The organism is Pseudomonas sp. 8BK (assembly GCF_902506475.1).
Classification (GTDB): domain Bacteria; phylum Pseudomonadota; class Gammaproteobacteria; order Pseudomonadales; family Pseudomonadaceae; genus Aquipseudomonas; species Aquipseudomonas anguilliseptica.
The window spans coordinates 3,952,336-3,975,895 of record NZ_LR733252.1; the positions used below are offsets into that span (position 1 = coordinate 3,952,336).

22 protein-coding genes and 1 tRNA gene are annotated in these 23,560 nt (G+C 59.0%); 8 read left to right on the forward strand and 15 right to left on the reverse strand.

Annotation, left to right across the window (positions count from 1 at the left end):
* The first annotated feature begins 15 nt into the window (after positions 1–15).
* The 8 genes from ACIN8IBEIGE_RS18430 to ACIN8IBEIGE_RS18465 all read left to right on the forward strand — a co-directional run bounded on the left by ACIN8IBEIGE_RS18430 (position 16) and on the right by ACIN8IBEIGE_RS18465 (position 8,043).
* Entirely contained in the window at positions 16–891 is an 876-nt protein-coding gene (locus ACIN8IBEIGE_RS18430; RefSeq protein ID WP_160015920.1) for an oxygenase MpaB family protein, read from the forward strand.
* A 95-nt stretch (positions 892–986) separates the two neighbouring features.
* On the forward strand, positions 987–2,168 hold the full coding sequence (locus tag ACIN8IBEIGE_RS18435; protein WP_160015921.1) for an acetyl-CoA C-acetyltransferase: 1,182 nt from the start codon (positions 987–989) through the stop codon (positions 2,166–2,168).
* 174 nt (positions 2,169–2,342) lie between these two features.
* Positions 2,343–2,834 carry a phage infection protein gene (locus ACIN8IBEIGE_RS18440; RefSeq protein ID WP_160015922.1) on the forward strand — a complete coding sequence of 164 codons (492 nt, stop codon included), beginning with the start codon at positions 2,343–2,345 and terminating at the stop codon, positions 2,832–2,834.
* Positions 2,835–2,954: 120 nt separating this feature from the next.
* Positions 2,955–3,971: a class I SAM-dependent rRNA methyltransferase gene (locus ACIN8IBEIGE_RS18445; protein ID WP_160015923.1), complete on the forward strand. Its 1,017-nt coding sequence runs from the start codon at positions 2,955–2,957 to the stop codon at positions 3,969–3,971.
* 102 nt (positions 3,972–4,073) lie between these two features.
* The gene (locus ACIN8IBEIGE_RS18450) at positions 4,074–7,097 is read left to right on the forward strand and encodes a DUF748 domain-containing protein (protein WP_160015924.1); all 3,024 of its coding nucleotides are present in this window, start codon (positions 4,074–4,076) and stop codon (positions 7,095–7,097) included.
* Positions 7,098–7,109: 12 nt separating this feature from the next.
* Complete coding sequence (locus ACIN8IBEIGE_RS18455) at positions 7,110–7,406, forward strand: DUF2845 domain-containing protein (RefSeq protein WP_160015925.1); 297 nt, start codon at positions 7,110–7,112, stop codon at positions 7,404–7,406.
* A 3-nt stretch (positions 7,407–7,409) separates the two neighbouring features.
* Complete coding sequence (locus ACIN8IBEIGE_RS18460; RefSeq protein WP_160015926.1) at positions 7,410–7,709, forward strand: DUF2845 domain-containing protein; 300 nt, start codon at positions 7,410–7,412, stop codon at positions 7,707–7,709.
* 43 nt (positions 7,710–7,752) lie between these two features.
* Positions 7,753–8,043, forward strand: a complete 291-nt coding sequence (locus ACIN8IBEIGE_RS18465; protein WP_160015927.1) for a DUF2845 domain-containing protein — start codon at positions 7,753–7,755, stop codon at positions 8,041–8,043.
* 63 nt (positions 8,044–8,106) lie between these two features.
* On the opposite strand, the gene ACIN8IBEIGE_RS18470 is transcribed toward ACIN8IBEIGE_RS18465, so the two are convergent.
* The 15 genes from ACIN8IBEIGE_RS18470 to ftsH all read right to left on the reverse strand — a co-directional run bounded on the left by ACIN8IBEIGE_RS18470 (position 8,107) and on the right by ftsH (position 23,528).
* The gene (locus tag ACIN8IBEIGE_RS18470; protein WP_160015928.1) at positions 8,107–8,304 is read right to left on the reverse strand and encodes a CsbD family protein; all 198 of its coding nucleotides are present in this window, start codon (positions 8,302–8,304) and stop codon (positions 8,107–8,109) included.
* Between the two features lie 64 nt (positions 8,305–8,368).
* Positions 8,369–8,737, reverse strand: a complete 369-nt coding sequence (locus ACIN8IBEIGE_RS18475) for a BON domain-containing protein (RefSeq protein WP_090376228.1) — start codon at positions 8,735–8,737, stop codon at positions 8,369–8,371.
* Between the two features lie 296 nt (positions 8,738–9,033).
* Positions 9,034–11,139, reverse strand: a complete 2,106-nt coding sequence (pnp, locus tag ACIN8IBEIGE_RS18480) for a polyribonucleotide nucleotidyltransferase (RefSeq protein WP_160015929.1) — start codon at positions 11,137–11,139, stop codon at positions 9,034–9,036.
* Positions 11,140–11,346: 207 nt separating this feature from the next.
* Positions 11,347–11,616, reverse strand: a complete 270-nt coding sequence (gene rpsO, locus ACIN8IBEIGE_RS18485; RefSeq protein ID WP_042554902.1) for a 30S ribosomal protein S15 — start codon at positions 11,614–11,616, stop codon at positions 11,347–11,349.
* A 180-nt stretch (positions 11,617–11,796) separates the two neighbouring features.
* Positions 11,797–12,717 carry a tRNA pseudouridine(55) synthase TruB gene (gene truB / locus ACIN8IBEIGE_RS18490; protein ID WP_160015930.1) on the reverse strand — a complete coding sequence of 307 codons (921 nt, stop codon included), beginning with the start codon at positions 12,715–12,717 and terminating at the stop codon, positions 11,797–11,799.
* Positions 12,718–12,721: 4 nt separating this feature from the next.
* On the reverse strand, positions 12,722–13,126 hold the full coding sequence (gene rbfA / locus ACIN8IBEIGE_RS18495) for a 30S ribosome-binding factor RbfA (RefSeq protein WP_090376241.1): 405 nt from the start codon (positions 13,124–13,126) through the stop codon (positions 12,722–12,724).
* 116 nt (positions 13,127–13,242) lie between these two features.
* On the reverse strand, positions 13,243–15,729 hold the full coding sequence (infB, locus tag ACIN8IBEIGE_RS18500) for a translation initiation factor IF-2 (RefSeq protein ID WP_090376245.1): 2,487 nt from the start codon (positions 15,727–15,729) through the stop codon (positions 13,243–13,245).
* 27 nt (positions 15,730–15,756) lie between these two features.
* Positions 15,757–17,238, reverse strand: coding sequence for a transcription termination factor NusA (gene nusA / locus ACIN8IBEIGE_RS18505; RefSeq protein WP_160015931.1), 1,482 nt, complete (start codon positions 17,236–17,238; stop codon positions 15,757–15,759).
* Between the two features lie 67 nt (positions 17,239–17,305).
* The gene (rimP, locus tag ACIN8IBEIGE_RS18510) at positions 17,306–17,767 is read right to left on the reverse strand and encodes a ribosome maturation factor RimP (RefSeq protein ID WP_160015932.1); all 462 of its coding nucleotides are present in this window, start codon (positions 17,765–17,767) and stop codon (positions 17,306–17,308) included.
* Positions 17,768–18,068: 301 nt separating this feature from the next.
* Positions 18,069–18,154: transfer RNA gene (locus ACIN8IBEIGE_RS18515), tRNA-Leu, on the reverse strand.
* 32 nt (positions 18,155–18,186) lie between these two features.
* On the reverse strand, positions 18,187–18,570 hold the full coding sequence (gene secG, locus ACIN8IBEIGE_RS18520) for a preprotein translocase subunit SecG (protein WP_160015933.1): 384 nt from the start codon (positions 18,568–18,570) through the stop codon (positions 18,187–18,189).
* Between the two features lie 4 nt (positions 18,571–18,574).
* Positions 18,575–19,330 (reverse strand): triose-phosphate isomerase, encoded by a 756-nt coding sequence (gene tpiA / locus ACIN8IBEIGE_RS18525; RefSeq protein WP_160015934.1) that lies wholly within the window; start codon positions 19,328–19,330, stop codon positions 18,575–18,577.
* A gap of 65 nt (positions 19,331–19,395) precedes the next feature.
* A complete protein-coding gene (glmM, locus tag ACIN8IBEIGE_RS18530; protein WP_160015935.1) occupies positions 19,396–20,733 on the reverse strand; it encodes a phosphoglucosamine mutase in 1,338 nt (445 codons plus the stop codon).
* Between the two features lie 18 nt (positions 20,734–20,751).
* Positions 20,752–21,603: a dihydropteroate synthase gene (gene folP, locus ACIN8IBEIGE_RS18535; RefSeq protein WP_160015936.1), complete on the reverse strand. Its 852-nt coding sequence runs from the start codon at positions 21,601–21,603 to the stop codon at positions 20,752–20,754.
* 8 nt (positions 21,604–21,611) lie between these two features.
* Positions 21,612–23,528, reverse strand: coding sequence for an ATP-dependent zinc metalloprotease FtsH (gene ftsH / locus ACIN8IBEIGE_RS18540; protein ID WP_160015937.1), 1,917 nt, complete (start codon positions 23,526–23,528; stop codon positions 21,612–21,614).
* Between the last annotated feature and the right edge of the window lie 32 nt (positions 23,529–23,560).

A 23,560-nucleotide genomic window follows, 5' to 3' on the forward strand; every position in this document is an offset into this window, starting at 1 on the left:
TTGAGCTTCGCCCCCATGGAATTTCTGCGCCGCCGTATCGAAAGCCAAGTTCTTAGTCTCAGCGGTATCGCCCTGGGGCAAATCGACTTCGGAAACCCCAAGGGTGATCCCGGCCTGTTCGGCCCCGATTCGGTGAGCTGGCAGGTACACGGCGACTTCACCAGCATGCTGATTGGCGGCATCAGCGCCCTGCTTCTGCAAGCCCTGCACCCTCTGGCCTTAGCCGGCGTGTGGGATCACTCGAACTTTCGCGAAGACCTGCTCGGCCGCCTGCGCCGCACCGGGCAGTTTATTTCCGGCACCACCTACGGTTCGCGCGCCGATGCCGACTGGCTGATCGACAAGGTCAAAACCATTCACCTGAAAGTCACAGGCACCGCTCCGGATGGCCGCGCCTATGCCGCCAGTGACCCGGCACTGCTGACCTGGGTGCACGTGGCCGAGGTGCACAGTTTCCTCCAGGCCCACCTGCGTTACCGCAACCCGCAGCTGAGCGAGGCCGATCAGGACCGCTACTACGCGGAAATCGCGCTGATCGCCGAACGCCTGGGCGCGACCCAGGTGCCGCGTTCACGCGCCGAGGTCGCCGCCTATTTGGCGGCTGTGCGCCCTGAATTACGCTGTGATGAACGCTCGCTGGAGATTTTGCGCATTTTGCTTAACGCGCCGGCACCCAGTGCGTTGGCGGCACCGGCGGCCAAGCTGCTGATGCAGGCCGGTATTGACCTGCTGCCGGCTTGGACTCAGGAGATGTTCGATCAGCAGATCAGCCCGGCGCGCAGCAGGATTATCCACAGCGGCGTGCACAGTCTGGCCCCCGTGCTGCGCTGGGCGGTACGTGGCGGCGCCATTCACCGTGCGCGCCGGCGTCTGAATCTACCACCGCGCTGACCGATCGGTTCGCAAGCTGGCCGTAAACAAAGCCGCTGTGCCACCATAGCGGCCTCTCGCGGCCCGCCGCGCCTGTCACTTGTGAGGATCGCGTTATGCAAGACGTCGTCATCGTTGCCGCCACCCGCACCGCCATCGGCAGCTTTCAGGGTTCACTGGCGAATATCCCGGCACCGGAACTGGGCGCAGCGGTGATCCGCCGCCTGCTGGAGCAGACCGGCCTGGATGGCGCACAGGTCGACGAAGTAATCCTCGGCCAGGTACTCACCGCAGGCAGCGGGCAGAACCCGGCGCGGCAGGCCGCCATCCTCGCCGGCCTGCCGCACGCCGTACCGGCCCTGACCCTGAACAAGGTTTGCGGCTCGGGCCTCAAAGCCCTGCACCTGGGTGCTCAGGCCATTCGCTGCGGCGACGCCGAGGTGATCATCGCCGGCGGTATGGAGAACATGAGCCTCTCCCCTTACGTCATGCCCGGCGCCCGCACCGGCCTGCGCATGGGCCACGCCAAGCTAGTCGATACGATGATCACTGACGGCCTGTGGGATGCCTTCAACGACTACCACATGGGCATCACTGCCGAGAACCTGGTCGACAAATACAACATCAGCCGCGAAGAGCAGGACGCCTTCGCCGCCGCCTCGCAGCAGAAAGCCGTGGCCGCTATCGAGGCCGGGCGCTTTGTCGATGAAATCACCCCGATCATGATTCCGCAGCGCAAGGGCGACCCAATCGCCTTCGCCACCGACGAACAGCCGCGCGCCGGCACCACAGCCGAGTCCTTGGGCAAACTCAAACCGGCCTTCAAAAAGGACGGCAGCGTCACCGCCGGCAACGCCTCCAGCCTCAACGACGGCGCTTCCGCCGTGCTGCTGATGAGCGCCGCCAAAGCCCAGATCCTGGGCCTGCCGGTACTGGCGAAGATCGCCAGCTACGCCAATGCCGGTGTCGATCCGGCGATCATGGGGATCGGCCCAGTCGGCGCCACTCAGCGCTGCCTGGCCAAGGCCGGCTGGCAACTGAGTGATCTGGACCTGATCGAAGCCAACGAAGCCTTCGCCGCCCAAGCCCTGGCGGTTGGCAAGGAATTGGGCTGGGATGCCAGCAAGGTCAACGTCAACGGCGGCGCCATCGCCCTCGGCCACCCGATTGGCGGCTCCGGCTGCCGCGTGCTAGTCACCCTGCTGCACGAGATGATCAAGCGCGACGCCAAGAAAGGCCTCGCAACCCTGTGCATCGGTGGCGGCCAGGGCGTGGCATTGGCCATCGAACGGGCCTGATAACAACGCTTAGCTATAGCTAGAAAAAACCGGCCCCATCAATCATGAGGCCGGTTTTTTTATTTACCATCGACAGCAATGATGATTGCTATTGACCGCCTGCGTTTCTCAAGAGTCGGGCTGCGGCGCAACATTAGCCCCGTACCACTTACCCACTCTTCCGAGGACACCCAGATGAACAAGTACCTGATCGCTTCCCTGCTTGCCGCCAGCCTGACCAGCAACGTTTTTGCCGCTGACGGTGCTGAACGCACCCTGAGCAACCGTATCGCCGCTGATGGCTTTGACCGCACCAGCATCAACCGTATCGCTGCCGATGGCGCTGACCACACTGGTGGTAACCGTGTAGCTGCTGACGGCGCTGACCGTACTGGCGCTAACCGTATCGCTGCCGATGGCTTCGACCGTACCAGCATTAACCGTATCGCTGCAGATGGCGCTGACCGCACTGGCGGCAACCGTGTAGCCGCTGACGGCGCTGACCGCACTGGCGGCAACCGCGTAGCCGCTGATGGTGCCGACCGCACTGGTGGCAACCGTATCGCTGCTGACGGCGCTGACCGTACCAACATCAACCGTATCGCTGCCGATGGCGCTGACCGTACTGGTGGCAACCGCATCGCTGCTGATGGTGCCGATCGCACGGGCATCAACCGCATCGCCTGATTGCATCATCACTCGCAAATTAAAGGGCACCTCAGGGTGCCCTTGCTGTTTTTGCCGAGCCCGCGTCCCGGCAGGTGATTCTTGATAAACTGCGCGCCCTTCTTTTTCGAGTCGCCGCGCATGCCCTCTCTCGATCAGGCGCTGCGCGCCGCACTGAACAATCGCCAAGACCTGCTGGCCAAACTGCATCAGCAAGGCACTGATTGCTACCGCCTGTTCCATGGCAGCCAGGAAGGTGCCGGCGGCTTGACCATCGACCGTTACGGTCCGCAATTGCTGGTACAGAGCTTCCACCACAGCCTGAGCCGCGACGAACTGCTGCAACTGGCCGAACAGTGCCAAACCCACCTCAGCATCCCACTGCTGCTGGTGTACAACGATCGCTCCCAAGGCAACTCGCGTATCGACCGCAGCGACTCGGTCTATCAAGCCGAACCGGCCGCCCTGGAAGACCTGATCGGCCATGAATGGGGCCTCAATTACCGCGTGCGCGGCCGTCATGCCGGGCAAGACCCCTTGCTGTTTCTCGATCTGCGCAACGCCCGTGGCTGGGTTAAAACCCACAGCACTGGCAAGTCGGTGCTCAATCTGTTCGCCTACACCTGTGGCGTCGGCTTGAGTGCTGCTGCCGGCGGTGCCAGCGAGGTGCTTAATCTGGATTTTGCCGAGGGCAACTTGGCGGTCGGCCGCGAGAATGGCGCACTCAATCCGCAGCTGGCGCCTATGCAGTTTGTCCAGTCGGACTACTTCCCGGCGATTCGCCAACTGGCCGGTTTGCCGATCAATGCGCGGCGCGGGCAGAAACTGCCGCACTATCCACGCCTTGAGCAACGTCAGTTCGACCTGGTGTTACTCGACCCACCGGCCTGGGCCAAAAGTGCTTTCGGTACCGTCGACCTGCTGCGCGATTATCAGAGCCTGCTCAAGCCAGCGATTCTCGCCACCGCCGATGATGGCGTGCTGATCTGCTGCAACAACCTGGCGAAAGTTGCCCTGGCCGATTGGCGTGAACAGGTGCTGCGCTGCGCGGAAAAACTCGGCCGCCCGGTGCGCGACTGGCAAGTGTTGCCGCCCGCCAGCGACTTCCCCTCGCAGGATGGCCAACCACCGCTGAAAACCCTGATCCTGCAGTTCTGATGCCCCAGTCTGCGTGAAGAAAATCCCCGCGCAGAGCCTCTGCGGAACTGCACACGCGTGCCATACTCCAAGGCACTTCTCGTCGGGATAGATGACGTTTTTATGCTTAAAGGAATAAAGCGCGCAGCCAGCGCCATTGCCATCGCTGTTGCCCTCTACAGCCTGCTGGGGTTTCTGATTCTGCCCGGAATCGGCCTGCGCATCGCCAACCAGCAACTGGCACACTACGCCGAAGTACCCGCCACACTGCAGCGCCTGCAACTCAACCCGTTCAGCCTGGAGCTCAGCCTCTGGGGCCTGCAGATTGGCGAAGCCGAACAGCAGCAGATCGCCTTCGAACGCCTGTATGCCAACCTGCAACTCGACAGCCTGTGGAGCGGTGTGCTGCACCTGGCTGATATCGAGCTGGACAAGCCGCACAGTGAAGTGCTGTTCGGCAAGGATGGTCAGCTTAACCTGACCCAGCTGTTCAACGTCCCGCCTAGCACCGAGCCTGCGACTGAAGAACCGGCCGGCGAGCCGTTCCCGCTGCGTATTTCGCGGATCAAGCTGAGCGGCGGCAACGTGCACTTTCAGGACCTGCGCCCCAGCGAGCCGATCGAGTTTATTTACGACGACCTCAATTTCGAGCTGTTCAACCTTAGCACCCTGCCCGACGACAATGCCGACATGAGCCTGGTGGCCACGGGTCCCACTGGCGGGCGCATCGATTGGACCGGGCGCATCAGCCTGGTGCCAATCAGCTCCAGCGGCAGTCTGAAAATCAGCGATGGGCAGCTGAAAGCCATCTGGCCCTACGTGCGCGATGCGGTGCCGCTTGTTCTGGAGGACGGCACCGTCAACCTGAGCAGCGACTACAGCCTGAATCTGGCCAAAGGCACCGAACTGCTGTTGAACAACACCCAGCTCAGCGTCAGTAGCTTTGCCATCAAAAGCCCGGCGGACAAAGCCTTGCTGCGCCTGGAAAGCCTGGACATCAGCGAAACCAGCGTGGACCTGGCCAAGCAGCAGGTCATCGTTGGCAAGATTCGTAGCCAGAAGCTGGAAACCTGGGCCGCGCGCGAGGCCGATGGCCAGCTCGACTGGCAGAAGTTGCTGGCCAGCCAACCCGCCAAACCAGCTCCAGCTCCAGCTCCAGCTCCAGCTCCAGCTCCAGCTCCAGCTCCAAATGAGGGTGGCGCCGGCTCAGCAGCAACGGAACCCCCACCAGCAAACGAGTCAGCCGCACCGACCATCGCAGAGCAATCCGCTGATCTGGAAACCGCAACTGCAAACCAGCCGGAGGAACCCAGCAAACCCTGGCAGGTGATCCTGCGTGACGTGCAATTGCGTGACTATCAGGTGCATCTGGCCGACCGTGCTGGCGGCGCGGAGGTCAAAATCGACCTCGCTCCGCTCAATCTCGACCTGAGCGATTTCGACAGCCAGGGCACCTCGCCGTTTGCCCTCAAACTCGATACAGGGGTAAACAAGACAGGCCAGATCAAAGCCGAAGGCCAGGTGCAACTGACCCCGACCACCGCCAAGCTACAGGTGGCCACCCGCGATATCGACCTGCGCCTGGCGCAGACCTACCTGAGCCCCTTTGTCCGCCTTGAATTGCGCAGCGGCAAGCTCGGCAGCGACCTGACGGTTGACCTACAGAGCGTCGAACCGCTGGCCTTCAGCATTGGCGGGCAAGCCGAGATCAACCAGCTGCACACCCTCGATACGCTCAAGGACCGCGACTTCCTCAAATGGCAACAGGTCGTGATTGAAGGGCTCGATTACCAGCACGGTAAGGGCCTGGTGATTGGCCAGGTCAAACTGCAACAGCCCTATGTGCGCTTTATCATCAACGAAGACCTGACCACCAATATCAACGACCTGCTGGTGCCCCAACCGGCCAGCGCCACACCTGCCAAAGCATCAGCCGAGAAGCCGCTACCGATCCGCATTGGTGGCATCAACATCGCGGATGGTTCGGCTAACTTCGCCGACTTCAGCCTGCGCCCCAACTTCGCCACCGCGATTGGTCAGCTCAACGGCCAGATAGGCACCCTGGATAACCAGAGCCCGAAAGCGGCCAGCGTCGATATCAAGGGCAAGGTCGACAAGTACGCGCCGGTTAGCATCAAGGGCAAGCTCACCCCGTTTGACCCGCTGAACAGCCTGGATATCGCCACCAGCTTCAAGAATGTCGAACTAACCACCCTGACGCCCTATTCCGGCAAATTCGCCGGTTTCCGCATCCGCAAAGGCCGCCTCAACCTCGATCTGCATTACCAGATCGAGAAAGGCAACCTCAACGCCGAGAACAAGCTGCTGCTCGAAGATCTGCAGCTGGGTGAGAAGGTCGACAGCAAGGACGCCATGGACCTGCCGATTCGTCTGGCTGTAGCCCTGCTCAAAGACACCCAAGGCAATATCGAAATCCAGCTACCGGTGCAGGGCAACCTCAATAGCCCGGAATTCAGCGTAATGCCGATCGTCTGGCAAACCCTGCGCAATCTGGTGCTGCGCGCGGCCCAGGCACCGTTCAAGTTTATCGGCGGGCTGGTCAGTGGCGGCAGCGATGTCGACCTCAGCAGCGTACGTTTCTCGGCCGGCGGCAGTGAGCTCGACAGCGACGCGCAGAAAGCGCTGGACACCCTGGCCAGCGCCTTGAAGGAACGTCCGACCCTGCGCTTGGAGATCGAGGGCATGAGCGCTGCAAGCAGCGACGGCGCGCCACTCGCGGCGGCGCGCTTGGAGCGCGAATACCAGAACACCTGGTACAAGATGCTGCAACGCCGTGGCGATGATGTACCCGCCGAGGCCAGTGAATTGGTCGTGGATGATGACGACAAGGCCGTACTGCTCGAAGGCATCTACCGCACCCGCCTCAAGCAGCAGCCACCAGCCGAGTGGGCCGAACTGCCCGACGAGGAACGCAGCGCGAAGATGCGCGATGGAGTGCTGCAATCCTGGGCACAAAGTGAACTGCTACAGCGTCAGCTGGCTCAGGCGCGGGCGGCAGAAATAAAGAGCTATCTGGTCGAGCGCGGCGGCCTGGCCGACGAACGTATTTACCTGCTGGATGTCAATATTGCACAGGCTGACGCCGATGGCCGCGTCGCCACCACCCTGCACCTCGGTAGCGAGTAAGGTCTTCGTAATATGCGTGCTTTCGCCACAATTCTGATCCTTGCCTGCGCCGGCGCATCGTCGCTGGCCCAGGCCGAAACGCTGCGCTGCGGCAGCCAACTGGTCAACCTGGATGATCGGCGTTTCGAGGTGCTGCAGAAATGCGGCGAACCGGCTTTTCGCGACCTGGTCGGCTACTCACTCGGGCCAAACGAGCGCCGCGAATACCAGATCGAGGAATGGGTCTACGGCCCCGATAACGGCATGCTCAGTATTCTCACCTTCGAAGGCACGCGCCTGCGCGCCATCGAACGCCGTCGTAGCCGCTAACCGATGAAAGCCTTGATCAGCGCCCTGCTATTACTTGTGCCCATCTGTGCACAGGCCTCATCGACTCTGCGTTGCGACAGCGGCCTGGTCAGCCTTGATGACACCACCAGCGAAGTCAGCAGCAAATGCGGCGAACCACTGAGCCGTGACTTTCTCGACTACCGCGAAGTGCTGGATGAATACGGTTTCTACCATGAAGTCGCGGTCGAAGAATGGTCATACGGACCGCGCAACGGCATGTACCAATTTCTGCGTTTCCAAGGCAACCGACTGATCAAGATCGAAAGCAAACGCGGCAACTAGCAACTCCCTACACTTCCCGCATCCACGATAAGGACATTGCACCATGCAACGGATAGCACTCAGCCTCACCCTGCTCGCGCTGGCAACCAGCGCCCAGGCCAGCACCCTTCGCTGCGAGAAAGGCATCGCCAGCACCGGCGACCGCACCACAGAGGTCGCCAGCAAATGTGGCGAACCGATTGCCCGCGATATGCTGGGTTACACCCTGGATGCCCACGGCAATAACGAGTTCCTCGTCGAAGAGTGGGTCTATGGCCCGCGTAATGGTATGAATTACTACCTGCGATTCGAAGGCGGTCGCTTGAAGAGCGTGGAAAGTAAACGCGGCAGCTGAGCCAGCCAGAACAGCCACAAAAAAGCCCCGCTGGTTATGCCAGCGGGGCTTCTTTACGCCTGATTACAGCTTGCTGCTGAAATCCCGCAGCTCGTTCTGAGCCTTTTCCTTGGTCCAACCGTAACGCTCTTGCAGCTTGCCGGCCAGGTACTCGCTATGGCCTTCGGCGACGTCTAGGTCATCATCGGTCAGGTTGCCCCAACGTTCCTTGATGCGGCCATTGATTTGCTTCCATTTGCCTTTGATTACGTCAGCATTCATTTGTTTGTCCTCGTCGTTGAGTGGCGGCCAGACGGAGTCATCTCGCCTGGCTCGCATCCATGGCTTACTGAGCGGTTTTCAGCGCTTCGGCGGATACAGCACTGACACCTTTGATCTCGCCTGCCTTGGCAATGGCCAGATCACGTTCGGCTGAGCTGGCAACAACCCCGGAAAGCGTGACAACGCCCTTATTGGTTTCGACCTTGATGTCGATACCGCTCAAACTGCTGTCGGCCAAAAAAGTCGACTTCACCTTGCTGGTGATCCAGGTGTCGGAAACCGCATCTTCTGCTTTATCCATCGTCTCACTAGCGGCCAGTAGGGTTGGCTGCACGGCCGGGGTGTCCGCAGCCATAACCGGCCCGGCGAGCAACAGACCCAGCGCGGTAGCGGTCATGGCGGTTACTGCGAAATGCTTGATTGGCTTCTTCATAAAAAATGCCTCCTGCGTGTACTGAACAATCTGCAAGCCACTACGAGCTGCAGCCTCACCAGTACTATCGCAAGCGCTGTGCCAATCTCTTTAAAATACTTTATTTGTTAAATATCAACGAGTTACTAAAAGAAGAGGCCATCATATTCCGTGCAATCTGCATGTTAGAGCCAGCCGAGCAAGGCATATTGCACGACAGCGGCGGTTGCATAGGCACAAAGCCTCACATACTTTTTTACCGACAAAAAAAGAGGGCCCCGAAGGGCCCTCTTGCTCTGTGCAAAGTAACGTGGCGATTAAACGCCCGAAGCCTTAGCAGCAGCTACATCCTTGATCGACAGCTTGATACGGCCGCGGTTGTCCACGTCCAGTACCAGCACTTCGACTTCCTGACCTTCTTTGAGAATGTCGGTCACTTTCTCAACGCGAGCGTCGCTCAGCATGGAGATGTGCACCAGGCCGTCCTTGCCCGGCAGGATGTTGACGAAGGCGCCGAAGTCGACGATGCGCTCAACCTTACCGACGTAGATCTTGCCGATCTCGGCTTCCGCAGTAATGCCCAGCACGCGCTGACGCGCTGCTTCTGCAGCTTCCTTGGTTTCGCCGAAGATCTTGATCGAGCCGTCGTCTTCGATGTCGATCGAAGCTTTGGTTTCTTCGCAGATCGCACGGATGGTCGCGCCACCTTTGCCGATTACGTCGCGAATCTTGTCCTGGTCGATCTTCATCGCGATCATGGTCGGTGCGTTGGCCGACAGTTCGCTGCGGGACTGGGCAATCACCTGGTTCATCTGGCCGAGGATATTCAGGCGCGCTTCCAGGGCCTGGCCCAGAGCGATTTCCATGATTTCTTCGGTGATGCCCTGGATCTTGATGTCCATCTGCAGCGCGGTCACGCCATTGGCGGTACCGGCCACTTTGAAGTCCATGTCGCCCAAGTGGTCTTCGTCGCCGAGGATGTCGGTCAGAACGGCAAATTTCTCGCCTTCTTTAACCAGACCCATGGCGATACCGGCAACCGGTGCCTTCATCGGCACACCGGCGTCCATCAGCGCCAGGGAAGCACCGCAGACGGATGCCATCGAGGACGAACCGTTGGACTCGGTGATTTCCGACACAACACGAATGGTGTACGGGAACACGTCAGCGGCCGGCAGCATGGCCTGCACCGAACGACGGGCCAGACGACCGTGACCGATTTCGCGGCGGCCGGTGGCGCCCATGCGACCACATTCACCGACCGAGTACGGCGGGAAGTTGTAGTGCAGCATGAAGGGGTCTTTCTTCTCGCCTTCCAGGGTGTCGAGCAGCTGCGCGTCACGGGCGGTACCGAGGGTGGCAACGACCAGGGCCTGGGTTTCGCCACGGGTGAACAAGGCCGAACCGTGGGTCTTGTCCAGTACGCCGACTTCGATGTTCAAGCCACGCACGGTGCGGGTGTCACGGCCGTCGATACGCGGTTTGCCGTTAACGATGTTCTCGCGCACGGTGCGGTATTCGATTTCGCCGAAGGCCTCTTTGACTTCACCGGCAGAAGGCTGACCTTCTTCGCCAGAGAACTTGGCCACAACCTGATCTTTCAGCTCGCCCAGACGCGCGTAGCGGTCCTGCTTGATGATGATGGTGTAGGCCTTGGAGATTTCGTCGCCGAACTCGCTGCGGATGGCATTGAGCAGCGCGGTGTTTTCCGCTTTCGGCTGCCAGTCCCAGGTCGGCTTGGCGGCTTCAGCGGCCAGTTCGGCAACAGCGTTGATCACCACCTGGAATTCGTCGTGAGCGAACAGCACGGCGCCCAGCATCTGGTCTTCGGTCAGCTCTTTGGCTTCCGATTCAACCATCAGCACGGCATCTTTGGTGCCGGCAACGACCATGTCCAGGCTCGAGGCCTTGAGTTGTTCGTAGGTAGGGTTCAGCAGGTAACCGGTTTCCGGATGGAAGGCTACGCGCGCGGCACCGATCGGGCCGTTGAACGGGATACCGGAGATGGCCAGCGCAGCCGAGGTACCGATCATCGCAGCGATGTCCGGATCGGTCTTCTTGCTGGTGGAGATCACGGTGCAGATAACCTGCACTTCGTTCTGGAAACCTTCCGGGAACAGCGGACGGATCGGACGGTCGATCAGACGCGAGGTCAGGGTTTCTTTCTCGGATGGACGGGCTTCGCGCTTGAAGAAACCGCCAGGGATCTTGCCGGCTGCGTAGGTTTTTTCCTGGTAGTGCACGGACAGCGGGAAAAAGCCTTTGCTTGGGTCGGCAGTCTTGGCGCCGGTTACGGCGACCAGTACAGCGACATCGTCGTCAACGGTGACCAGCACTGCGCCGGAGGCTTGACGGGCGATACGGCCTGTCTCGAGGGTAACGGTCGATTGACCGAACTGGAACTTCTTGATTACCGGGTTCACGGTGTTTTCCTTCTCTTTGTTGCCCTTGGGGAAAGCGTTTCTTGCAACCGTTACTCAGCATGTGAGCAGACGGGTCTTACAGAATGAGTGGGCGGTTACGGGAATCGGACCCGCTATCGTCCAAAACAGCTAAAGCAGAAAAGCAAAAGCTGGAAGCAGGGTAAACCCCACTTCCAGCTTCGGCAGTCAGCTACGCGTAAGCATTGCTTAGCGACGCAGACCCAGGCGACCGATCAGGGCGCTGTAACGACTGGTGTCCTTACCCTTCAGGTAGTCCAGCAGCTTACGACGCTGGTTAACCATACGGATCAGACCACGACGGCTGTGGTGATCTTTACCGTTGGCCTTGAAGTGGCCTTGCAGCTTGTTGATGTTGGCGGACAGCAGTGCAACTTGCACTTCCGGGCTACCGGTGTCGCCTTCAGCTTGCTTGTAGTCGTTAACGATCTGGGCTTTTTCTTCAACGCTGAGTGCCATGGGGCAATCCTCTCAGTTAGGCAACTGCCGAAACAGTCGCAATAGGCCGGGAATCGCTTCCCGTGTTTTTAAGTGAGGTATGACCGCGCCTATTAACAGCCACCCTCGATACACGCAGACCAGAGCCGAAACCCTTTGCCTGCGCTACGGTCATGCCGACCGAATCCTCTATCAACCAGCCTACGCTTGGGTTGCAATCAATCGACGCGGCGCAATGCGCCCGTCTTCGCTCACTTCACCGATACCGATAAAGCGACCATTGTGATCTTGCACCCGAACCATGCCGAACTTCGGCGCCTCCGGGGCGCGTACCGGCTGCCCTTGCAACCAGTAGAACGAACTGTGCTCGGAGAACTGCAGCAGCGGCCAGTGTTGCAGACCGCTGTCGACCGGTTGCAGGAACTGGTCAACCGCCTCACAGCCACCGTCAGCATGCACCCGTTCCAGCTCTTCGAGCGTTACGGTGCGGCTCAAGTCGAAGGGGCCGGCTTTGGTTCTACGCAGTTCTGCAACGTGTGCGCCACAACCCAGCTGCTGGCCGATGTCTTCAACCAGGGTGCGGATATAGGTGCCTTTGCTGCAATCGACCGCCAGGCGCGCCTGCTCCGCCTCGCAGCCCAGTAATTCCAGGCGCGCAATAGTAACAGAACGCGGCTCGCGCTCCACTACTTCACCGGCACGGGCCAGCTTGTACAGTGGCTGACCATCACGCTTGAGCGCCGAGTACATCGGCGGTATCTGACTGATTTCACCACGAAAACCGGGAAGAACAGCCTCAATATCGGCGCGACCAACGGTCACTGGGCGACGCTCCAGCACTTCACCTTCGGCATCGGCGGTAGTCGTGGTGACACCCAGCTGCATCAGGGTTTCGTAGCCTTTGTCGGCATCCAGCAGGTACTGGGAGAACTTGGTCGCCTCGCCGAAGCACAACGGCAACACGCCAGTGGCCAGTGGATCGAGACTACCGGTGTGCCCAGCCTTCTCGGCATTCAGCAACCAGCGCACCTTCTGCAGCGCAGCATTGGAACTAAAGCCTTTAGGCTTATCCAGCAGGATGATGCCATCAACGGCACGACGAATACGTTTGACCTGGGCCACGCGCTTACTCCTTGGCCTCGGGTTCATCAGCGTGCTGACGGTCTTCGCTGACTGCACGCTCAATCAGGGCCGACAGTTGCGCACCGCGAATCACGCTTTCGTCGTAGTGGAAACGCAGGTTTGGCACGCTGCGCAGCTTCATTGCCTTACCCAACTGCATGCGCAGGAAGCCGCTGGCATCGTTGAGCACCTTAAGGCTCTGCACGACTGGATCAACACCTTCTTCAGACTCGCCACCCATGATGGTGACGAACACCTTGGCATGACTGGAATCACGACTGACTTCTACTGCCGTGACGGTCACCAGACCGCCAAGACGCGGATCTTTGATTTCCAGGCGGATCAACTGCGCCAGTTCGCGCTGTATCTGGTCGCCGATGCGCTGGGCCCGGCTAAATTCTTTGGCCATTTCTACTACCTTCACTCGTCACGCCGCCTAAATAAGCAGCGGACCTAAAAGCGGCAAACGCCCGGCCACGCATAAACGGGGCCGGGCGCTGCGTATCGCAACTCGCTACCTGATGATTACAGGCTACGAGCCACTTGGACTTTCTCGAACACTTCGATCTTGTCGCCGACCTTGACGTCGTTGTAGCTCTTCACGCCGATACCACACTCCATGCCATTACGCACTTCGGAGGCATCGTCTTTGAAGCGACGCAGGGATTCCAGCTCGCCTTCGAAGATCACCACGTCATCGCGCAGTACGCGGATCGGACGGTTACGGAAGACCGTACCCTCGACCACCATACAACCGGCAATCGCACCGAACTTCGGCGAACGGAACACGTCACGTACTTCGGCAATACCCAGGATGTTCTCGCGAACATCGCTGCCGAGCATACCGGTCAAGGCTTTCTTGACGTCTTCGATGATGTCGTAGATCACGTTGTAGTAACGCATATCCAGACCTTCCTGCTCGACGATCTTGCGCGCGCCGGCATCGGCACGCACGTTGAAGCCGAACAGTACAGCGTTGGAGGCTAGTGCCAGGTTGGCATCGGACTCGGTGATACCACCGACGCCGCCACCGACCACACGCACCTGTACTTCATCGTTACCCAGGCCGCTGAGCGAGCCTTGTAGTGCTTCCAACGAACCACGGACGTCGGATTTGAGGACGATGTTAAGCGTCTTCTTCTCTTCCTGACCCATGTTCTCGAAGATGTTTTCCAGCTTGCCGGCGTGAGCACGAGCCAGTTTCACTTCGCGGAACTTGCCCTGACGGAACAACGCAACTTCACGGGCCTTCTTCTCGTCAGCCAGCACGCTCATGTCATCGCCGGCATCCGGAGTGCCGTCCAGGCCGAGAATCTCGACCGGAATAGACGGGCCAGCTTCTTTGATCGGCTTGCCGTTCTCGTCGAGCATGGCGCGGATACGGCCGTAGTTGGAGCCGATCAGCACCATGTCGCCTTGGCGCAGAGTACCGTCCTGAACCAGTACGGTCGCAACCGGACCGCGGCCTTTATCCAGACGCGATTCAACCACAACACCACGGCCCGGGGCCGACGGAGTGGCTTTCAGCTCGAGGATCTCGGCCTGCAGCAGTACGGCTTCGAGCAGCTCGTCGACGCCGGTACCGACTTTCGCCGAAACCGGTACGAACGGCGTATCACCGCCCCACTCTTCCGAGGTCACACCGTGCACCGACAGTTCGCTACGAATGCGATCAAGATCAGCGCCCGGCTTGTCGATCTTGTTCACTGCAACCACCAGCGGCACGCCAGCAGCCTGGGCATGCTGAACGGCTTCAATGGTCTGCGGCATCACGCCGTCGTCCGCCGCAACCACCAGAATCACGATATCGGTCGCCTTGGCACCACGGGCACGCATCGCGGTAAACGCGGCGTGGCCCGGGGTGTCGAGGAAGGTAACCATGCCGCGCTCGGTTTCTACGTGGTAAGCACCGATGTGCTGGGTGATACCACCAGCTTCGCCAGCCGCCACCTTGGCGCGACGAATGTAGTCGAGCAGCGAGGTTTTACCGTGGTCAACGTGACCCATTACGGTCACAACCGGCGCACGGGCAAAGGTCTCACCTTCGAACTTCAGCGACTCAGCCAGGGAGTCTTCCAGAGCCGTGTCGCTGACCAGGGTAACTTTGTGACCCAGCTCTTCAGCAACCAGCTGGGCCGTTTCCTGATCCAGCACCTGATTGATGGTCGCAGGAGTGCCCAGCTTGAACATGAACTTGATGATTTCAGCGGCTTTGACCGACATCTGCTGAGCCAGATCGCCCACAGTGATGGTCTCGCCGATCTTCACTTCACGCACGATCGGACCTGTTGGGCTCTGGAAGCCGTGCGCATTACGCTTCTTCAGCTTGGCCTTGCCACGACCGCCACGACGGAAGCTGTCGCTTTCTTCGTCGATGGTACGCGGAGCAACCCGTGGTGCAGGAGCCTTTTCCTTGACGGTCGGACGATGCTGAGTGGTCTTGCGCTCACCACCACGACGATCGGCATCATCATTACGCGCCTTGTCTGGGCGGCGCGGCTCGTCCTTCTTGCGCTCTTCAACCACAGGAGCAGCCACTACCGGCAACTCAACCGCGACAGCTGGAGCTGCTTCAACTACCGCTTCAGCAGCAGGCGCAGGACGCTGCGCTTCTTCTGCGGCGCGGCGCTTGGCTTCTTCTTCAGCCTTGGCCTTGGCCGCTTCAGCTACAGCGCGTTGCTCAGCCAACTCACGCTGCTTTTCAGCTTCGATTTCTTCAGCACTGCGCTTGACGAAGGTTTTCTTCTTGCGCACTTCAACGCTGATGGTCTTGCTACCGGCAACCCGCAGGGTGCTGGTAGTTTTGCGCTGCAAGGTAATCTTGCGCGGCTCTTCTGTTTTGCTGTCGCCGTGACTGCTCTTGAGGTGGGCCAACAGGGCCTGCTTCTCACTGTCAGTCACTGCTTGCTCAGCACTCTTGTGCGGCAAACCTGCCTCACTCATTTGCTGTAGCAGGCGTTCAACCGGTGTATTGACCACTTGGGCCAGTTCTTTAACCGTGACTTGCGTCATGCATTTCTCTCCTCAGGCCGCAACTGCTTACTCGAACCAATGGGCTCGGGCGGCCATGATCAACTTGCCGGCTCGCTCAGCGTCGATACCGTCGATGTCGAGCAGGTCATCAATCGACTGCTCGGCCAGGTCTTCGCGGTTAACAACGCCGCGCACTGCCAGTTCATGCGCAAGCGCCTTATCCATCCCCTCAAGCGAGAGCAAGTCTTCGGCTGGGTGGGCATCTGCCAGCTTTTCCTCGTTGGCGATGGCTTTGGTCAGCAAGCGATCTTTGGCACGGGCGCGGAGCTCGTTGACGATATCCTCGTCAAAGCCATCAATGCTGAGCATTTCTTCCATCGGTACGTAGGCAATCTCTTCAAGGCTGGTGAAGCCCTCTTCGACCAACACCTGGGCCAGCTCTTCGTCGACTTCCAACTCGTCGATAAAGCGCTGCAGGATGTCGCCTGTTTCTGCTTGCTGCTTGGCCTGGATGTCCGCTTCGGTCATCACGTTCAGGGTCCAGCCAGTCAACTGACTGGCCAAACGCACGTTCTGACCGCCACGGCCAATGGCCTGAGCAAGGTTGTCGGCGCCAACGGCGATGTCCATGGCATGGGCATCTTCGTCGACGATGATGGCGGCAACCTCGGCCGGCGACATGGCGTTGATCACGAACTGCGCGGGATTGTCATCCCACAGCACGATGTCCACACGCTCACCCGCCAATTCGCCGGAAACCGCCTGCACGCGCGAACCGCGCATGCCGATACAGGCACCCTGCGGATCGATACGCTTGTCTTTGGAACGCACAGCCAACTTGGCGCGCGAACCCGGATCACGGGACGCGCCCATGACTTCGATCAACTCTTCGGCAATTTCCGGCACTTCAATGCGGAACAGTTCAATCAGCATTTCCGGCGCGGTACGCGACAGGATCAGCTGTGGACCGCGGTTCTCGGTGCGAATTTCCTTGAGCAGAGCACGCAGGCGCACACCAACACGGAAAGTTTCGCGGGAGATGATGTCTTCGCGCGCCAGCATGGCTTCAGCGTTGTTGCCCAGATCAACGATTACGCTGTCGCGGGTCACTTTCTTCACGGTGCCGGAGATAATTTCACCCAGGCGCTCGCGGTAAGCCTCGACCACCTGAGCACGCTCGGCTTCGCGGACTTTCTGCACGATCACTTGTTTGGCGGTTTGCGCGGCAATACGACCGAATTCGATGGACTCGATCTTCTCTTCCAGCACGTCACCAACTTTGGCGTTGGCTTCGACTGCACGCGGCATGTCAGTGGTGACCTGGTGTGCAGGATCATCAAAGTCACTTTCTTCAACCACTGTCCAGCAGCGGAATGTTTCGTAGTTGCCGCTCTGACGATTGATCGCCACACGCAACTCGACTTCGTCTTCGAAACGCTTTTTGGTAGCGGTGGCCAAAGCCAGCTCCAGCGCTTCAAAAATTACGCTCGCCGGTACGCCCTTTTCGTTGGATACCGACTCAACAACCAGCAGTACTTCTTTGCTCATCGTACGCCTCGCCTTTCGCAATCCATTGGATCCGCGCTATCCGCGCCACTTGCGGGGGATCCGCGTCTCAATCAAACCTGGGGATAATGTTGGCCTTGTCGATCATGTCGATCGGCAACAGGAATTCATGGTCATCCACCTGCACTACCACGTCCTGCTCTTCCACACCGCGCAGAAGGCCCTGGAAGTTGCGTCGACCTTCAAAAGGCGAACGCAGCTTGATCTTCACTTGCTCGCCGACATGGCTGGCAAACTGTTCAAGGGTGAACAGTGGCCGATCCATACCTGGTGAGGACACCTCAAGGGTGTACTCGGCACTGATCGGGTCCTCGACATCGAGCACACCACTGATCTGCCGACTGACAATTTCACAGTCCTCGATCAGCACGCCGTCAGGCTGTTTATCAATATAAATCCGCAGCAGAGAATGCCGCCCTTGTGACAGGAACTCGACACCCCAACATTGGTAGCCAAGAGCCTCGACTACCGGGGCCACCAAGGCCTGCAACTGTTCTAGCTTGCTCGACACCTGAACCCCTCGCGCATGCTGTAAAAATAAAAAATGGGCGAATCGCCCATCATCAAACCGCCCTCTAAAGGCCGGCAAAGCTGTCGCCCAGCTAGCAAAAAGCCCCTTAAAAGGGGCTCCTCTGCAACTCAATGCGGGGACTGGTTTAACCCAGCCAGCTTCGGATTAAACATCCGAGGAGCGACCTTGCTGCTCAATCCCACATCAAAGCTGGGGCCGGATTATACGACTGAACCCCAAGCAGGGTCAATCAACACTCCAGCAACAAAAAGGCCCGCATGGAGCGGGCCTTCCTGAAAATTGGTACCGAGGAGGGGACTCGAACCCCTACAGCCTATGGCCACTACCACCTCAAGGTAGCGTGTCTACCAATTCCACCACCTCGGCAAAATCGTTTGTTGCGTACAACCTACTACGTATTACTGCTGCTCAGGAGCCTGAGGTACGTCCGCCGCTTCGGTAGCCGGCTTAGCTGCATCAAGAACAGGTACATCTTCAACAGCTGGCTTAGCCTGTTGTACTTCCAAGACTACTGGATCAGGCAAACCAACCTGAGCCATACCATCAGCTTTATCTTTAGCAAAGAACGCTAAACCCAAGCTAGTCATGAAAAAAGCGGTGGCGAGTATAGCAGTAACGCGACTCAAAAAGGTAGTAGTTCCTTGACTACCGAATACGGTAGAAGAGGCACCCGCACCAAAAGAAGCACCCGCGTCCGCACCCTTGCCCTGCTGCAGCAAAACCAGCACAACAACACCGATAGCACCCAGCAGATGAAGAACAACAATAACTGTTTCCAGCATTTCTTTAGCTTCCTGCGGCGCGACAGATCGCACCGAACTCATCCGCATTCAGAGAGGCTCCACCTACAAGCCCCCCATCGATATCCGGCATACCGAATAACTCGGCTGCACTGGCGGCCTTGACGCTGCCGCCATAAAGAATTCTTACCCTACCTGCCAACTCAGGGCTCTTCGCCGCCAACTGCGCACGAATTGCTGCGTGCACCTCCTGCGCCTGCGCAGGCGATGCAGTTAGACCAGTACCAATGGCCCAAACTGGCTCATAGGCAATGACTGCATCGGCAAACACCTCAACACCCAGAGCATCAACCACCGCAGACAACTGCGCAGCAACTACTTCAAGTGTTTGCCCCGCTTCACGCTGAGCGAGGGTTTCACCAACACACAGCACCGGAAGCAGACCTGAAGACTGTGCAGCCGCAAATTTGCGCACCACAATCTCATCACCCTCACCCAGCAGCGATCTACGCTCGGAGTGACCGACCAACACCAGCGAACAGCTCGCATCATGCAACTGACTCGCAGCCACTTCGCCAGTTAAAGCGCCTTGCTGCGCTTCGACCGCACAATCTTGTGCACCTATCGCAACAGCCTTGCCGGCCAGACCTTCAACCACCTGACCAAGATGCAAACAAGACGGGAAAACCGCTACATCCACATCAGCAGGCAACACCTGCTGATTGAGACCGTTGATCAGCTCTGCGACGCTGGCGCGGGTACCGTGCATTTTCCAGTTACCAGCAACCATTGGGCGACGCATGCTTTACCTCGTCGGTCAAAGAGGGCGCAGATGTTACCCAACAGCCACCCGACTGGCAAGCCGAATCAAGCACATACACCAGCAACAACTTTAGCCAATTCATCGGCATAGCCGCGCACCTGGCCTTCATCGTCACCCTCAACCATAACCCGCACCAACGGTTCGGTGCCGGACTTGCGCAGCAGCACCCGCCCACGACCAGCCATCTGTTCGGTCACCCGCGCACTGGCCTGCTGCACAGCTGGGTGCTCCAGAGGGTCAACACCGCCAGCAAAGCGAACGTTCACCAGCACCTGCGGGCACTTCTGCATCCCGAGGCGAGCCTCGCCCAGGGTTTGCTCACGACGCTTGAGCGCCATCAACACCTGCAGCGCAGCGATAATTGCATCACCGGTAGTTGTGTGCTGGAAACACACTAGATGACCGGAATTTTCCCCACCCAGCTGCCAGTTGCGCGACAGCAACTCGGCAATCACGTAACGGTCACCGACCTTGGCACGCACAAACGGAATACCCAGATCAGCCAGAGCCAGCTCCAGCCCGAGGTTACTCATCAGCGTACCAACAACGCCACCTTGCAGCTTGCCGCGCTCCAGCAGATCACGGGCAATGATAAACAGCAGCTCATCGCCATCCGCTACGGCACCGGAGTGATCGACCATCAACACCCGATCCGCATCACCATCAAAGGCAATACCCAGATCAGCCTGCTGCGCCAGCACTTCAGCCTGCAGCGCCTCGACGTGGGTCGAGCCGCAGCTGTCATTGATATTCAAGCCATTGGGCTGCGCTGAAAGCACCGTAACCTGCGCGCCCAACTCACGGAATACGCTAGGTGCAACCTTGTACGCCGCGCCATGGGCGCAGTCGACCACAATCTTCAGCCCGGCGAAGTCGGTACTGCTCGGCACACTGCTCTTACAGAACTCGATATAACGCCCAGCGGCATCATTGATTCGCGAGACCTTGCCCAGCTGCTCGGACTCAACGACCGTCATCGGCTGATCAAGCAACTCCTCGATCATCAACTCGATTTCGTCCGGCAGCTTGGTTCCTTGCCCAGAGAAGAACTTGATGCCGTTGTCATGATGGGGGTTGTGCGAGGCACTGATAACGATCCCCGCCTCGGCATGGAACGTACGAGTCAGATACGCGATCGCCGGCGTCGGCATTGGCCCGAGCAGCATTACATCAGCCCCCGCCGCAGACAGACCCGCCTCCAGGGCAGACTCGAACATATAACCGGAGATGCGCGTGTCCTTGCCGATCAGAATGCGGCACTTGCCCTGCTTGCGAAACGCCATCCCGGCCGCCCAGCCGAGCTTGAGCATGAATTCCGGGGTAATAGGGAAGTCACCGACACGCCCACGAATACCGTCAGTACCAAAATATTTTCTACCCATCCCACAATTCCTTCTAACTTATTCGGCCGCTTCAACCGCAGCGATCATCCGTACAACATCAACCGTCTGTGCCACGTCGTGGACCCGCAAGATGTGTGCACCTTTGCTCAACGCCAGCGCAGCCAGGGCCAGACTGCCATATAGCCGCTCGCCTACTTCATGCCCCAACACCTTGCCGATCATACTCTTGCGCGACACCCCCACCAGCAAAGGTCGCCCTAACGCATGCAGCGCCGGTAGGTGTTTGAACAGCGACAGATTGTGCTCCAGGGTTTTCGCAAAACCAAAACCCGGATCAAGAATGACTCGCTCAGCGCCAATCCCCACCACCGTACAGGCGGCCAGCCGCTCAAACAGAAACTCGCACACTTCTGCCACGACATCAGAGTACTGAGGGTTCTGCTGCATGGTCGTGGGCTCGCCACGCATATGCATCAGACACACAGGCAAACCGCTATCCGCCGCCGCATCCAGCGCACCATCACGCTGCAGTGAACGCACGTCATTGATCAATCCCGCCCCCAGCCGCGCCGTTTCGCGGATAACCGCTGGCGTTGAGGTATCCACCGAAATGATCACATCCAGCTCACGGGCAATGGCTTCGACGACCGGCGCAACCCGCTCCAGCTCCTCGACTGGTGAAACTGCACGAGCACCGGGCCGGGTCGACTCACCACCGACATCAATCAGGGTCGCCCCCGCCTGCAGCATCGCCTCGGCATGACGCAAAGCCGCATCACACTGGCCATAGCGCCCACCATCTGAAAAAGAGTCGGGGGTGACGTTGAGGATACCCATCACTTGCGGACGGCTTAAATCAAGAAACCGGCTGCCACAGGGCAGCCGGTCAAAGGTTGGTGCAACAGACATGGAAAACCTTAAAGCTCGGCGGCTGGGCCACCAATTGGCTTCTCTGTGGACTCGGTAACTTCAACTGGCGCAGTCGGCGTGCCGTTGTTGTCGTCACCGCCCTGCCAGCCTTTCGGCTCACGCGGCGTAAGGCCATTCATGATGTCTTCGATTTGCTCGGCATCAATGGTTTCGTACTTCATCAGCGCGTCAGCCATCGCATCAAGCTTGTCACGATTTTCCAGCAGCAGGCGCTTGGCGGTGCCGTAGCACTCGTCGATGATGCTGCGCACTTCCTGGTCAATCAGCTTGGCGGTGTCGGCAGAGACATTACTCTGATTGCTGCCCATGCTGCGGCCGAGGAATACCTCACCCTCTTCCTCCGCATACATCAGCGGACCGAGCTTCTCCGACAAACCCCACTTAGTGACCATGTTCTTGGCCAACTGAGTGGCGCGCATGATGTCGTTGGACGCACCAGTGGTGACGCCATCAAAACCCAGGGTCATTTCTTCGGCGATACGACCACCGAACAGCGAGCAGATCTGACTGGTCAGCGCACGCTTGCTCAGGCTGTAGCGGTCTTCCTCAGGCAGGAACATGGTCACGCCCAGGGCGCGACCGCGCGGAATAATCGACACCTTGTAGACAGGATCATGCTCAGGCACCAGACGCCCGACAATTGCATGGCCAGCTTCGTGGAATGCAGTGTTGAGTTTTTCCTTGTCCGACATGACCATGGTCTTGCGCTCAGCCCCCATCATGATCTTGTCTTTGGCCAGCTCGAACTCTTTCATTTCGACCAGACGCTTACCGGCACGGGCAGCGAACAGCGATGCCTCGTTGACCAGATTGGCCAGATCCGCACCGGAAAAGCCCGGAGTACCCCGCGCAATCACCGCCGGGGCAACATCTTCGCCCATCGGTACTTTGCGCATGTGCACTTTGAGAATCTGCTCGCGGCCACGAATGTCCGGCAGCCCCACCACGACCTGGCGGTCGAAACGACCCGGACGCAGCAAGGCAGGGTCAAGTACGTCAGGACGGTTGGTGGCAGCGATCACGATGATGCCGTCGTTCATTTCAAAGCCGTCCATCTCTACCAGCAACTGGTTGAGAGTCTGCTCACGTTCGTCGTGACCGCCACCCATGCCAGCGCCACGATGACGACCCACGGCATCGATTTCGTCAATAAAGATGATGCACGGCGCGTGTTTCTTGGCCTGTTCGAACATGTCACGCACACGGGACGCGCCGACACCGACAAACATTTCCACAAAATCCGAACCGGAAATGGTGAAGAACGGCACTTTGGCTTCACCGGCAACCGCCTTGGCCAGCAAAGTCTTACCGGTACCTGGCGAGCCGACCATCAACACGCCACGCGGGATGCGGCCGCCCAGGCGCTGAAACTTGCCCGGATCACGCAAAAACTCAACCAACTCACTGACTTCTTCCTTGGCCTCGTCGCAACCGGCGACGTCAGCGAAGGTCGTCTTGACCTGATCTTCCGAAAGCAGGCGCGCCTTACTCTTGCCAAAGCTCATCGGCCCGCCCTTGCCGCCAGCGCCACCTTGCATCTGACGCATAAAGAACATGAACACGGCGATGATCACCAGAATCGGGAAGCTGGCGACCAATAGTTGAGTCCAGATGCTCTGCTGCTCAGGCTGCTTGCCGACGATCTCGACGTTGTTGTCCATCAGGTCCTTGATCAGGCCATTATCCTGAATCGCCGGACGCACGGTCTCGAACGAGGAACCATCAGTACGCGTACCGCTGATGATGAAGCCATCAACCGTTACTCGCTTAACGCCGCCATCCTGAACCTGCTGGATAAACTGCGAATAGTTGAGTTTGTTCGACTCAGTCGGGCTGGAGAAATTGTTCATCACCGTCACCAAGACGGCGGCGATGATCAGCCACAGGATCAGATTCTTTGCCATGTCGTTCAATTAGCTACCCTCTGAAGCAGGCC